Annotated in this window: 12 protein-coding genes; 11 read left to right on the forward strand and 1 reads right to left on the reverse strand. The window is 66.2% G+C overall.

Going from position 1 to position 13731, the window contains the following annotated elements:
* Positions 1-77: 77 nt before the first annotated feature.
* On the reverse strand, positions 78-1310 hold the full coding sequence (locus tag OG332_RS30240) for an XRE family transcriptional regulator (protein WP_327416431.1): 1233 nt from the start codon (positions 1308-1310) through the stop codon (positions 78-80).
* A gap of 495 nt (positions 1311-1805) precedes the next feature.
* Between OG332_RS30240 and OG332_RS30245 the strand changes: the two genes are divergently transcribed.
* The 11 genes from OG332_RS30245 (at position 1806) to OG332_RS30295 (ending at position 13707) form a co-directional block, all read left to right on the forward strand.
* The gene (locus OG332_RS30245) at positions 1806-2075 is read left to right on the forward strand and encodes a helix-turn-helix transcriptional regulator (RefSeq protein ID WP_327416432.1); all 270 of its coding nucleotides are present in this window, start codon (positions 1806-1808) and stop codon (positions 2073-2075) included.
* Positions 2076-2654: 579 nt separating this feature from the next.
* Entirely contained in the window at positions 2655-3926 is a 1272-nt protein-coding gene (locus OG332_RS30250) for an ATP phosphoribosyltransferase regulatory subunit (RefSeq protein ID WP_327416433.1), read from the forward strand.
* On the forward strand, positions 3923-5302 hold the full coding sequence (locus OG332_RS30255; RefSeq protein WP_327416434.1) for a UDP binding domain-containing protein: 1380 nt from the start codon (positions 3923-3925) through the stop codon (positions 5300-5302). Before OG332_RS30250 ends, OG332_RS30255 begins: the two co-directional genes overlap by 4 nt.
* Entirely contained in the window at positions 5299-6003 is a 705-nt protein-coding gene (locus OG332_RS30260; RefSeq protein ID WP_327416435.1) for a PIG-L deacetylase family protein, read from the forward strand. The genes OG332_RS30255 and OG332_RS30260 overlap by 4 nt, the downstream gene beginning before the upstream one ends.
* A 49-nt stretch (positions 6004-6052) precedes the next feature.
* On the forward strand, positions 6053-7474 hold the full coding sequence (locus OG332_RS30265) for a pentapeptide repeat-containing protein (protein ID WP_327416436.1): 1422 nt from the start codon (positions 6053-6055) through the stop codon (positions 7472-7474).
* A complete protein-coding gene (locus tag OG332_RS30270; protein ID WP_327416437.1) occupies positions 7461-8207 on the forward strand; it encodes a class I SAM-dependent methyltransferase in 747 nt (248 codons plus the stop codon). Before OG332_RS30265 ends, OG332_RS30270 begins: the two co-directional genes overlap by 14 nt.
* The gene (locus OG332_RS30275; protein WP_327416438.1) at positions 8204-9016 is read left to right on the forward strand and encodes a sugar phosphate isomerase/epimerase family protein; all 813 of its coding nucleotides are present in this window, start codon (positions 8204-8206) and stop codon (positions 9014-9016) included. The genes OG332_RS30270 and OG332_RS30275 overlap by 4 nt, the downstream gene beginning before the upstream one ends.
* Positions 9013-10077: a DegT/DnrJ/EryC1/StrS family aminotransferase gene (locus OG332_RS30280; protein ID WP_327416439.1), complete on the forward strand. Its 1065-nt coding sequence runs from the start codon at positions 9013-9015 to the stop codon at positions 10075-10077. Before OG332_RS30275 ends, OG332_RS30280 begins: the two co-directional genes overlap by 4 nt.
* A 20-nt stretch (positions 10078-10097) precedes the next feature.
* Positions 10098-11270, forward strand: a complete 1173-nt coding sequence (locus OG332_RS30285; protein WP_327416440.1) for a DapH/DapD/GlmU-related protein — start codon at positions 10098-10100, stop codon at positions 11268-11270.
* Positions 11267-12793: a class I adenylate-forming enzyme family protein gene (locus OG332_RS30290; RefSeq protein ID WP_327416441.1), complete on the forward strand. Its 1527-nt coding sequence runs from the start codon at positions 11267-11269 to the stop codon at positions 12791-12793. The genes OG332_RS30285 and OG332_RS30290 overlap by 4 nt, the downstream gene beginning before the upstream one ends.
* Positions 12790-13707, forward strand: coding sequence for an aminotransferase class IV (locus OG332_RS30295; protein ID WP_327416442.1), 918 nt, complete (start codon positions 12790-12792; stop codon positions 13705-13707). The genes OG332_RS30290 and OG332_RS30295 overlap by 4 nt, the downstream gene beginning before the upstream one ends.
* Positions 13708-13731: the final 24 nt, after the last annotated feature.

Genomic DNA, 13731 nt, shown 5'->3' on the forward strand with positions numbered 1-13731 from the left:
CTGTACCGGGTCCGGATCGGCGTGCAGTGGCACGACTGAACGTAGTTGAATCGAGGTGGTGTCAGGGCTAAGTGGTGTCAGCGAGAGCCCAGAGCACGCATGTACTGAACGAATTCGCGCGCTTGGGGATCACTGTCGTACCGCTGGGTGAGTACAGCAGCCAGGTCGCCAGCGACCATGCTCAGCGAAGGCAGCGACTGTCGATCACTACGCAATGCCTGTTCGCCGTACGTGAGGGCAGCTCCTAGATCACCTTCCCGCGCCGCAACGACTCCCAGGGTGATGCGGGCCTCGGCATTGCGCATGGGGGAACGCTCCGTCCCGTCAAAATCCACCCCGGCTCGGAGGACTTCGCGCGCCAGAGTCTCGGCGATCTGGTTGTCGCCGACCTTGCGATAGCAGTCCATGGAGTAGAAGTCCCACTTGTTCGGGTCTACCACGAAGTGGTTCTGCACATTCTCCGGATAAGGCATGGACTCAAGGAGACTCCGGCCGGCATCGAGTGCGACTTCCGTCTGACGCCGATCTCCGATCCTTGCCCATGCCTTGGCCTTCTGTGCCAGTAGCTGGACAGCCACGGATTCGCTTCGTGCGGCGGCGAGACCGGCGTCGGCGGCGGCGATTACACCGCGCATGTCTCCGTTCGTGAGGGCGAACCATGCGCGCATTTCGTGAGCCCACCCCTGAATTCCTGTGTGTCCGACCTCGTGGCCAATGGACAGGGCTGCTTGCCGGGTGGCCTCCGCGTGGCTGCGGGTCACACCCCCGCCGTCGTACTCCACGCATCCCACGAGCAAGGTGAGCATCCCTGCGAGGAAGAGCACGTCACGATGCTGTGCGAGCGTGAGTCGCTGGTGCTGCATGCTGACGACTCGGTTGAGCCACGCCCGGCCCTCGACGAGCAACTGATCGCCAGGCATGTAGGCGTACTCCGTACAGAGCCTGTCGACTGTGATGCGGAGTGCGTCCAAGGTGGCTTCGTCGATGTCTGAAGCCCGCAGCCGGGCGACGATCTCGACTGTGTCCATCCCTGAGACGTCCCTCACCTCGGTGTTTCCGTCCCGACGGTGGTCCACTGGGAAGAACGCGTGGGTGGTTGTGCCGAAGACGGCTGCGATCAGAGCCTTGTGGTCTCGTGGCGCGACTGCGCCGGACTCCCAGCGGCGCCATGATCGCGCGAGGGCCCGTTCGTCGGACAGCTCATGGGTTGAGTGAGCGCGCATGGCGCGGGCAGCGTCGAGAGGGCTCCAGCCGCGAGCCGCACGCTCGGACTCCATGCGTCGCGCCCAGCTGGGGCGGTCGTCGATCATGTCATGCCTTCCACCTAGCCGGCGGGCGTCTCTTCTTAGCGAGTCTTGCACGCGGGGTCGTTACCCGCGCACGGACTGCGGGGACATGGCGGGGGCATTTGAGGTGCCCCCCGTGTCCACCCTTTCGACGGTAACCGTCCGCCTACAGAGTGTCGATCGTGTCGTGGCGTTCGACTGTGGGCTTGGACCCGAGGCTGCCCGGGGAAGCGAACGTCGCGCGGCTCAACGAGGAGCTGGCCGGGTGACAGTAGCGAGGGGATGACCGTGCTGAGAGAGAGCAGTGCCAGGGCGAGAGCGATCACTGAACGTAACCGTCGATGTTCCCGGTGTGGCTGTCGCCTCAGCCGCTATAACCGTGAGGTCCGCTGTAGTGGGTGCCTTCGAACTCTCGCGGGATCACCTCCAGCATCTCCTCATGTCCTGCCGGAGGTATGGACCGATGCGAGTGTTCGGGAGGCACTCGTCGCCAGGGACTTCGGGAGGCTGTGCACGCTCGTGCGGGAGATCAGCAACCTCCGGCAGGAAGACATGGTCACGCTAACCGGGCTGAGTCAGCCGTTCTTGTCGATGCTGGAATCAGGTGCGCGCCGCCTGACCAACATCGACAAGATCGTCTGCCTGCTCGATGGCCTGCAGGCCCCACTCGAACTCACTGGCTTGATCCTGCGGTCGCGGGCCGACTCGACTCTCGCCGGCAGAGCCACCGCCGGCGTCGACCTGCCGATCCGGTCTGTGCCCTCACGGAGTGCTGCACTACCTGCGTGATATTACAGGCGTGATGTGCCAACTCCCGCTAGATAAAGCAGAGTTGCGGCGGTGCGCTGAATCGACAGCACCGCGGGAGGCGGGATCGCTGGTGGGGCAAACGGTTGGACACGGAACAGCATCGGACCGATGCCTGCCCCAGGCGGTGGTCCAAGCGGCACGCGATCAACGGTCGATGCTCAGCCAAGGTCCATCGATTTGATCAGATCGTCTGCGAGTTCGATCGCGCCGAACGTAGGCTCCGCGTGATCGTTTCACCGCCCCTGTGCTGCGGGGCGCGATTGACCTGCTACTCACCACTTCGAGATGGGAGCACCGTTGCCGCAGATCAACCTCATCGCTCATCCGGAGCGGGTGGGAGGGGTCAGCCAGGAAGCAGCTAATGGTGTCGTGGGCGCTGGTGGGCAGTCTTGGGCGGCACGTTGGGCTGGGTCAAGCAGAGGGCCGGATCGAAGCCCACCACTGCTCGGCCGAGACTCCGCTCCGTCGCGCAGCAGGACAGTTCCCGACATTCCATCTCATCGTTTACAGCGCCGCACGGACCAGGAGACGACAAACGCCCTAGGAGGTGCCAGGAACGTGGACGCATGGGCAACCCCAAGGGGATTCGCCGACGACGTGGGGCCGGTGGCAGCCCGGATCTTCCGCGCGGAGGCTGAGTTTCGTTCGGTGGTCAGTAGCTTCGGCTTCCTTCCGGTTCATGTCTCGCCGGTCGGCTATGCGGCGACCTTCGAGCAGTTCGGCACGGCGGCGGCAGGGCGGATCTTCAGTTTCGCGGACCTCGGCGGACGGGAACTCGCGCTGACGGCGGATTCCTTGGTCGGCGTACTGCGGGCGCTGGCAGGCGCCGGGGAGTTACGGCACGGGCGGCCCGTTCGAGCCGCCGCGTGCGTACCCGTGGCGCGGTATCGACACAAACGTCGTCGAGGCTGGACACAGGCTGTCGCGGCCCTGTGCAATGAGCAGGACGAACTTGGCGCAGATCTGACCCTCCTCCGCCTCTGGACCACGCTCTTGGACGGCCGAGCCCCGGGAGCAGGCTTCCGTTATTGCGACTTCTCCATGATCGACAAGCTGGCGGAGGATGAAGGGCTCTCACTGTTGCAGGCGCGGAATGCCATGCACCAAGCGCGTAAGCAGCAACCAGTAGGTGACCAGAGCGCGGCCAGCTTTCTATGGCGATATCAGAAACTTGTTCGGTTATGTGCGGGATCTGACGCGAAACAGGCGTTAGAGGCGATCGACTGTGCCGAACCACTGCTGCGATCCCGGACGAGCCATGTGCGCCAAGTGCTCGGCGCGGCAGGAGGGCTGGGCGCCGCCACAGCCTTCTCCGTGGACTGGCCGCGTGCAACCGAGTACTGCGCCGGGCTGAGCTTCACTGTGCACGACGCCGACGGTCGAATGCTCGGCGACGGTGGCGGCTACCACCATGTTGTCCGTGCCCTGCGGGAAGACATACAGACATGCTGGAGCACAGCCGTCTCGATCGAGCTTCTCGCTGAGCTGCTGCCCGCGGATTCGACGGAGCAGGTTCACCTGCTCAAAGTCCACGGTTCCGCTGACCTCAGTTTTTTCCTCTCGGCAGCACGGGAGCTCCGAGCCTGCGGCACGCAGGTGATCGAACACTGGCGTCCTGGACGGATCGGCCGCGAGCTCAAGCGCATGACCAGTGACGAAATGGTCTGGTTCGCCTTCGTCGGCGAACGGGAGCAAACCAGTGGAGTACTGACCCTCCAGAACACGGCCGTAGTCGGCCGCACGCGACAGGTCCAGGTCCGGACTTCCCCCAGTGATCAGCCAGCAACCCGCGTGGTGGCTCCCCGACGTCCTGAAAGGAACGAGGTATGACGGCCAGCAACACCTCTCCCCTCCATCGCAGCGTCTGTGACCGGTCGGCTCGGATCACTATCTGGGGAGCCGGATTCATCGGACTTTCTGCCGCGACCGCTTTCGCTCAGGAGGGCTTCCACTGCGCGATCGTGGACGTGGACGCCTCCCGGGTGCGTTGTATCAATGCTGGCACCGTGCCGCTGCCCGGCTTCGAGGACAGGGTCCAGTTGGACCCGCAAACATTGCGTGACGGCCGGCTCCGCGCGGTTTCGCCGGACGACAAGGATGCTCTCGACGCCCAGATCCACCTCATCTGTGTCAACACCGATCGTGACGGCAAGGCATTCCAGGATCCCCTCCAAGCCGTGCTCAAGGCCATCGGCTCCGCACATCGGGCCGACAGGGAGTTGCTTGTCAGCATCGAGAGCACGGTGAGCGTGCGCTGGCTAGACCTGGTGCTTCCGCTGCTCACGGGTGCGACCGGGGTGGTGGGGACCGGGATCCATCTCGCAACGGCCCCGCGCAGAGACTGGCTGCTTGACCCGGAGATGAACCTGCGCAGCCTGCCCAGGGTAGTTGGCACGCTCAGTCCCGCGTCCCAGCCATTGGTGACTGAGCTGTATGGCACCGTCAGCGACGTGGTGCACATGGCCGGTGACTGGACCCGCGCGGCCTTGTCCAAGTCGGTCGAAAACCTCTATCGGTATGTCGACTTGGTGTTGACCAATCAGCTCGCGGCGGCTTACCCGGACCTGGATATGGCGGAGGTCTTCCGACTGGCCGGCACCAAGTGGAACGTCCCTAGCCTCCATCCTTCGATCGGGATAGGCGGCTACTGCATACCGCTCAGCCCGCACTACGCCGGGGACGGACTCCTCGGCGAGGGACAGCTCCCCCTCGTGGACAGCGCGCTCGACTGGGACGCTGCCCACCCCAGCCGAGTCGCTGAGTGGCTGACCAACAAGTTCGATGGCCCAATTGGCATTCTCGGCATCAGCTACGCGCCGGACGTCCACGTTCCCCAAGGCTCACCGACTCTTGCCCTGGCGGCAGCACTATCTGCCCACGGGGCGGATGTCCGGCTTCATGACCCCTTCCTTTCAACAGAGGAGGTCATCGCCCGAGGGGAAGGCGCTAGAGCTCTCAGCTGGCCGGAAGACCTGGCAGCCGTACGGACACTCGTCATCGCCACCCCGCACACGGTGTACGCGGACCTGCCCGACCATCTGTCGGCCCTTGCCGATCCGCCCACGGTCATCGACAGCCTCGGCAAGCTGCGCGAAGCTTTCGCTGGCACCAAAGTCCGCTACGTCGAAATAGGCACACCGGCCCTGTGGGCGGAGCACAACCCGGTTCTCGGCAACGGATCGTCGGTTTCGGATGGAACCCGATGAGCGAGGACGAGAACTGGCCCGCTGGCACGCGGGCCGAGATGGATACACCGTCCCGTACCGTGCTCGTCGTCGTCGCTCATGCGGACGATGCCGAGATCGCTGCCGGCGGAACGATCGCCCGCCTCAGTGACGCGGGCGTGCGGGTCGTCACTGCGGTGCTCTCCCTCGCGGAGACCGGCGTCGGCGCGGAACGCCGGATTGGTGACACCACACGAGCCGCGGACCTCCTCGGCTACGAGCTGTGCTGGCCCCGCAAGGATCTCCCGCTCCAGGTCGCCGACTACGGAGAAGTCGCCCTCGTCGCCACCATCGACCGTCTCATGGCGGACATCGCCCCGCATACGGTGCTCACCCATTGGCGCGGCGACGGGCATGTCGACCATGCCCTAACTGGACGAGCCGTCGCAGCAGCTCTGCGCAATTACCGGGCGGACCTCTTCTCCATCCGCCCTGCCGAACCGCGCACGATTGCCACCTCACAATTCACCCCCACCGTCTTCGTAGACATCAGCGACTACGTCAAGCGCAAGGCCGAGGCCCTCGAACCATTCACCCGCCGGCGCCCGGGCTTCCGGCCCGTGGACGGTATCGCCGTCCAACTCACCGATCGCTTTCACGGCCAACTCAGTGGCACCGAGCACGCCGAAGCCTTCCTCCTGGAACGCCAGCACGGATTGGGAGCAGCCCTGCCCGACGGCTGAGCAGACAGTGGACCAACTCGACCGCCCGCAATGGCAGAGGGGAAATCTGATGGCCAACGCCACGCACGTGAAGCTCCTGAACACACTGGATGCTGCCGAAGAGCGCGAACCAGTTCTCAAAGACATCGCGGCGCTGACCGCGGATCTTCTACACAACACCGGGCGCGGGCTGCAGCTCGCCGAGGCGAATCTCTCCAACCTGGACCTCGCGGACGCCGACCTGACCGGTGCCGTCCTCAACCGCGCGACCCTCCACAGCACCTCGTTGCGCGGGGCCTTCTTGGACCGGGTCACCATGATCTGCCCCGGAATGGAACGCACAGACCTGACCGGCGCCAGCATGCGCGACGCCTACGTCCACGCCCTCGCCGCGCAGACGTCCATCTTCGACAATGCCGACCTCAGCAATCTGCGAGACGCCACAGGCAGCCTCTTTCATGGCTGCTCCATGCGCGGCACCGCCATGCCTGCCGGCCAGCTGGCCGGCACCACCTTCTATCAGTGCGATCTGGAAGGAGCCGATCTCAAGGCCGCCAGCCTGCAAGGCGCGACCTTCAACGAATCCGTCCTGCGCGAGACAGACTTCGGGAACGCGGTCGCCGATCAGCTAACCGTGACCAAAAGCGATATGGCCGGGGCCCGGCTGAGCGGAATGACCGGGACCGGTGTCGTCATCCAGCGCGCCACGAACTGCGACGGCCTCGACCTCAGCGGAGCGAGGCTGCCGAGCCTGCGCCTTGACGGTCTGCGCGGCCACAGCGTCGTCGCGCGGGACCTTCATGCGCCCGACGCAGACATCGGGCACTGCTGCCTGCCCAGCATCGACCTGAGCGCCGCCGCCCTTCACGGGCTCAGGCTGCGTGACAGCGACCTGGCAGGCGCCAAGCTCTCCTCGGCCAGTCTCGTGGCCGCCTCCGTGCACAGGACATGCCTGTCCGACGCTGACCTGGTGAACGTCCAGGCCGAGAACCTGCACGTCGTCGAGTCGCAACTTCGGCATACTCGGATGCGTGGATTCACCGGCCGCTGCGCCGTATTCCGTGACGTGGATATGCGCGGTGCGGATCTGTCGCAGAGCAACCTCTACCGAGCGATGATCACTGGTGACCCGCCGCGCGGCATGTGTCTGGCCGAAGCCTCGCTCGCCGGCGCGATCCTCGTCCAGGCATACATCGCGGCCGACCTCAGCAGCGCGGACCTGCGTGAGGTCAACGCGGCATACAGTCGGTTCAGTCAGTCGGACCTTACGGGTGCGGACCTCACCGGAGCCGCGCTCTTCCAGTCCACCTGGGTGAAGGTGACCTGCCGCCGTACGAAGCTCGCGGGCGTCAAGCCGCCGTTCTTCGCTGACCGGTGCGCCGGACTCAAGGAAGCACTCGAGGAAGCCGAGACGCCAGACGCTGTGGCGCTGAGTTCCTATTTGACGGCTTTCGAAGACGTCTTGCGGGGGGAGCAGCATGGCTCGACCTGAGCTGCCCTTCGGCGGCCGAAGCATCGACCTCAACTGCCTCAGCGAGCCCGACAGGGCCCTCGACAAACCGCACTTCACAGCGGTCACCGACCTGCTCGCCCCCCACCTGGATGCGAACCCTTCCGCGTCGCTGCTGGACATCGGCTGCTCTCTCGGCGGATTCCTACAGCAGCTCCGCGCGCGATGGCCACAACTTAGGTGCACGGGCGTCGATGTGTTGCCGCAGGTGGTGGAGTACGCTCGCGGGCTGCTACCGGGCGTTGACCTGCATGTCGGCGACGTCCTCGACCCGACGGCGCTGCCGAGGGATCAGGACATCGTCACCCTGCTCGGCATCCACTCGATCTTCGACGAGCCGCTCGCCTGGCTGGACGGAGCACTGAGCGCGGGGACCCCGCAGGTCCGACTGGTGGTCTTCGGGCTGTTCAACCCCGAGGACGTGGACACTCTGGTGCGGGTGCGCCGCTCGGGCCCTGGCACCCCGGGGGAGTGGCAGAGCGGCTGGACGCTGTGGTCGCGGCGGACCATCGAAACGGGCCTGCGAGAGCGGGGACTGTGGTGGCGCTGGACCGCGATGGCGCCGTCCCGAACGGTGCCGCGCTGGTCCGAGGACCCGCTGCACTCGTGGTCCGCCGAGGTTGATGGACAGCAGCGGCTGGTCAACGGGAGCCAGCTAATTCATCAACATGCCGTGCTCGAGATTGCTCGGTGCGACCTTGGAGAGGGGGCATGATGCTCGGCGTTTCGACCAGCGTATTGAAGGTCAAGTCGGACCTGGAGGCGCTGCTGGCCTACGAGCCGGACCTCGTGGAGTTCTACACCTACCCAGTAGAGGCACTGGCCCGCATCAGGAAGTTCTGCGCCGATCACGGCATCACGCCAGCGCTGCACACCCCGACTCCCCACCCGCAACTGATGTCTCGCTACTGCCCAACGGGGCCTGATGCACGGGAGGCTGCGGCTGCGGTTGAGGCTCTTGAGGCCACAGTTAGGTGTGCGGCGGACCTAGGGGCGCAGCACGTCGTGGCGCATTTCCCCACGCCCTATCCGCCTTATCCGGCTGAGGGGTTCGAAGACTTGGCTGGCGCCTTCCTCTCGGAGGCCGCCCGGCTCAGTCGGGCCTTCCAGGTGCCGGTCCTGATCGAGAACATGACGCACAACCCCCATTGCGCGAGAGCCGAGCAGTACGCGCTGTTTCTCAAGGAATGGCCTACCTTGGGCATGTGCTTGGACATCGGCCACGCACACCAGTTGGGTGGCCCGGCGGCGGTGCAATCCTTCGCGGACGTGCTCGGCTCGCGCATCAGGTCTGTGCACCTGTACGACAACGATCGCTCGGGCCCTGGGCATCGGCCGTACCCGGCCCCGGGCGGTGGCACGCAACCGCAGGTGCCCTACGACGTGGTCGCCCATGTCCTGCGGGCCTGCCGTCCGTCAGTAGTCGTCCTGGAACACGGCGCGGGGCACGGCCATCCGGACCGGCGCCTCCTTGACTGGTTGCGCGAGCCGGCTGAGCGCCTGTCCCCGAGGAGCGAGCAGTGACGTGGATCGATCACAACGCGCCCTTGGTCACCGCTAATGACCGGGCCGCCGTGGACCGGGTGCTCCAGTCTGGCTGGATTGCGCCGGGCCCTGAACGCCATCGCCTGGAGGAGGACCTGGCCTCGTATTTCGGCTCGGGTCGGACCGTCGCCACGACCTCGGGCACACTCGCCCTGTTCCTCGCTCTCGTTGGCCTGGACGCGCCAGCCGGAGCTCTCATCGCCGTACCCACCTATTCCTGCGTGGCCTTGCTCGACGCCGTACGTCTGGCCGGCTGCCGCCCGCTCGTTGTGGATGTCGAGCCAGACGAACTGACTATGTCTCCAGAGGCGTTGCGGGACGCTGCCGAGCGCATCGGACAGCCATACGCCGCGTTCGTGGTGCACACCTATGGCGCGACCGCGGCCTTGCCTGAGCTGGCCAAGATCTGCCCCAACATCGTCGAGGACTGCTGCCACTCGTTCGGCAGCGAGGGTCCCTACGGCCGGCACGGGACCTTCGGGCGGGTCGCGGTGTCCTCGCTCTATGCCACGAAGGTCTTCACGGGGGCGACCGGGGGGCTGTGCTGGAGCGCGGACCCTCAGATCGCGGAACGGATCACCGCCTACACCCAGGCGAGCTTTCGCAGCAGCCGATGGCCCCGGATGACCCTCACCCTGTCCGACCTGCACGCGGCGCTGGCCCGATCGCAGCTCTCTCGGCTCGCCCAGGTCCGGGAACGCCGGGCCTGGATTACCAACCAGTACCTCGCGGCCTGCCCCGACGCACTTGCACCGACGGGCCTGCCCGACCCGGGCCGACTCGTCTACCGGTTCGTCCTGCGGTGCGCAGACGAGAAGGAACGTGAGCGCCTCCTCGACTTCTTCCACCTACATGAGGTCGACGCCAGTCGACTGACACAGCGCCATGAACTGCTGCACCGAGAACTCGGCTTCGACTCCCACTACTTCCCCGCAGCCGAAGCCGCCGTGGCCCGAACTCTCTCGCTGCCGCTCTATCCCGCCATGTCTGACGCCGACGTCCAGCGTGTTTGTGACCTGCTGACACAGCTGCCCCGCTGACTGACTCTACGGAGGTTCACGTGTCCCTGCTCATCGACTCCGTCATCCCCCGCGCACACCCGCCCGCAGACTGCGTAGTGGGACAAGACGTGGTCATCCACGCCCACGAGCTCACGATCGGCCCCGGCGTACGGCTCGACGACGGAGTCCAGCTTGTGGGCGACCGCATTCACCTGGGCCGCAACGTCCACGTCGGCGCGGGAGCCGACTTGCGCGCCGCCCACCTCAGCATTGGCGAGAACAGCGAGATCGCCGCTGGCGTGAAGGTCCTCTGCGCCGACAGCTTCAGCACCGGTCCGGCCGCACGCGTCTGCAACGGCGTTGATATCGTCGCCCGCTCTTTCGGCGCCGGCCGACTCCTCTACGTCGGCCCGCACAGCACAGTGGGAGGTGGAGGCACCCTCGAATCCACGGCCACCGTACGCATCGGCGATCGAGTCACCATCGGCCCCCACAACCTTCTCAACGCCAACTGCCTGATCGACATCGGCTCGGACGTCGGCTCGGGGCAGTACGTCAGCATCTGGACCCACGGCTACCACTTCGCCCACAGTGTCCTCGACGGTTACAGCACCGCCTACGAAGGCGTGCGCATCGGGGACAAGGTGTGGCTCGGCTACCACTGCTCCATCATGCCTGGCGCGGACATCGGCGACAGCTGCATAGTCGCCGCCGGGGCCGTCGTCGCCAAGAGCTTCCCGCCCCGCCGACTCCTGGCAGGCGTGCCCGCCCGCGAGAAGGCTACCTTCGAGCAGCCACCGCTCACGGATGACCAGGCCATGTACGAGGTCCGCCAAGCCCTGGCCGCTTGGCAACGGGAACTCGTCTGGAAGGGCGCGATCACCGACTCCTCTGACGAAAGATGGAGTGTCACCCTGTCCGGGTGCACCAGGGTGGTCGAACTGTGGCAGGACGCGGCGGTGGCCACGTCCAGCGACCGCGCCGCCGAAGACCGCATCGTGGTGGCCCTCGACGGGGAACCGCAGACCTCAGCGGACGGCCCCCCAGTCTTCGTCCTGCGGCGCGGACTGCTCCTGGGCCCGACCGACGAATTGGTCGAAGACCTCAGGGACTACCTACGCCGCCGGACGATGCCCTGCGGCGACACCCGAACCTTCACCAGCATCACACCGCTGGCCTTCCACCGGCTCCAACAGGCCACCACCCCCACTACCTCCGGAGAGCAGGCATGACGTCCCATACGGCGCCGGCGACCGGCGCTCAGGACCTGAGCGACTATCTGGCGCTCAGCTGTGACAAGTACACCGACCGTCTCGCGCTCTCGGACAGCCAGGGGCGCCTGTCGTACGGCCAACTTCACGCTGCCGTTGAAGAGGCGGCCCAGCTGATCCACAAAAGCGCCGGAGGCGACGATGGCCCGGTGCTCGTCCTCATGGACAACAGCGTTGACAGCCTGGTGCGTCTCTTCGCCATCTGGAGGTCCGGACGCTGCGCGGTCCCTCTCGACGCCTCGGTGCCGGCTCCGGTCGTCATCAGCGCGGCGGACCGTACCAGGGCCGCGGCGGTGAGTCTGGGCGACATCGAGCAGACCCGCCCCGATCTGGTGGAGTTGGGGGAAGCCCTGCCCGGCGGGCTTCGCGTGTTGCCCGCGCAGGACGGAGAGCGGGACCCGCTGCTCTCCGGGGCCGCACTTGTCATTTTCACCTCCGGTTCCACCGGAATCCCCAAGGGCGTTGTCCTCGACCACACCGGCATTTTGGCCAAACTGGCCATGGTGCAAGAGGCATTGGACTATCAGCCGGGCGACCACGCGCTCGCTGTCCTCCGGACGAGCTTTCTCTTCTGCCAGTGGGACATCCTGCTGACCCTGGGCACGGGTGGCTCAGTCCGGTTGCTGGGCAAGTTCACCCCCAAGGGACTCTGCGAAGCGCTGGCGGAAGAACCGGTCTCGCGTGTCGCGGTGGTCCCTACCATGCTCCGGCAGATCCTGCCGCTGCTGGAAGACGAGGGAGTGCGCGACCCGCTGGTGCGGACACGCTCGCCTCAGCAGGTGGTCGTAGGCGGCGAACTACTCCCCCCTCAAACTGGTGGTCGCTACCGCACACTGCTCCCACACAGCGGTCTCTCCGTCATCTACGGACTGACCGAGACCAGTGCCCCCGACTTCATCTTGCCCGCGGCCGATTACGACGCGCACCCCGACACCGTGGGCCGGGCCCTGACGGGAGTGCGCTGGTACGTGGATGCTCCGGGTCGGGCTGCTGCTGTCGGCGACAGCGGCGTTCTCGCGGTGAGCAGCGCTGGCGTGCTGCGCGGCTACCTCGGGCAACCGGAGCTGACCAGCGCCTCGGTGGAGGACGGTTTCTTCCGGACAGGGGATCAGGTAGAAGTCCGGGAAGGGGGCCGCATCACGGTCCAGGGTCGCGGCACGGCCGTGGTCGTCAAGGGGGCGAACAAGATTGCTCCCGCCGAGGTGGAGGCCGTCCTGGAGCAACACCCGCAGGTGGTCGATGCCTTTTCCTGCGGCGTCCCGGACCCGTCGCTGGGGGAGCGACTTTACGCCGTAGTCGCCCCGGCACCAGGGCACGAGCCCATCCCGGAGGAACTGCTTCGGTGGATGTCCCAGCGGGTCGAGCGCTACAAAGTCCCTGATGTTTTGTATATCCGGGAGAGCCTGCCCGTTGGATCCACGGGGAAGATCGACCGAGCGAAGCTCAGCGAATGGGTCCTGCGGCACCCCCGGACGCTCTCATGACGGGCCGACAGGGTGCCGTGGCCTGGGTTGACGGAACGCTCCTGGATGAAGCCGCTGCTCGCCCCGAAGCGTGGTCGCCCAGCTTCCACTACGGCTACGGCGTGTTCGAAGGCATCCGGGTCTACCCGACACCCCGTGGCCCAAGCGCTTTCCGACTTGCCGAGCACGTCAGCCGCCTATTCGCCTCGGCCCGCCTCTACCCTCCGCTGGATGCCATCTCGTGGACCGAGGAGGACCTGCGGAGCGCGGTCGTGGACACCGTACGCGCCAACGGGCATGACGCCTGCTACGTACGCCCGGTCATCCACCTATACACGGGAGGCATCGGGAACGACCCGACGGTCGGCGCCGCCCAGGTGGTAATCCTGGTCACCCCCTGGGCCGGCCTCCTGAAACCGGGCGACCTGCATCTCGCGATCAGCCCGTGGCACAGACCCGGCCCGACAGTCCTGCCACCCGGCGCGAAAGCCAACGGAAGCTACGGCCCGCTCATGCTCGCGAAGGCCGACGCGGTCCAGCGGGGCTACGACGACGCCCTGCTACTGGACGAGGCCGGCCACGTCGTGGAGTCAACCGGAGCCAACCTCTTCATCCGCACCGGGGACGAGCTGATCAGCCCGGGACTGCCACAAGGCGCCCTGCCAGGCATCACCCGGTCGAGCGTCTTCACCTTGGCCACCGCGTCCGGCCTGCGGGTGACCGAGCGGTCGCTCCAACTGGACGAGGTACTCAGCGCCGACGAGCTGTTCCTAACGGGGACAGGCGCAGAGATCCGCCCCGTGCGCTCTGTCGAGCACAAGACCATCGGGAACGGCACCAGCCCGGTCGCAGACGAGCTCGCCAGCCGCTATCGCGCGGTCGTCCAGGGCCTTGACCCCGCCTATGACGACTGGCTCACCCCCTGCAGTCCCTAACTCAGCCGACACACAAGGAGCATC

Origin of the sequence: Streptomyces sp. NBC_01233, from assembly GCF_035989305.1 — a bacterium.
Lineage (GTDB): Bacteria > Actinomycetota > Actinomycetes > Streptomycetales > Streptomycetaceae > Streptomyces.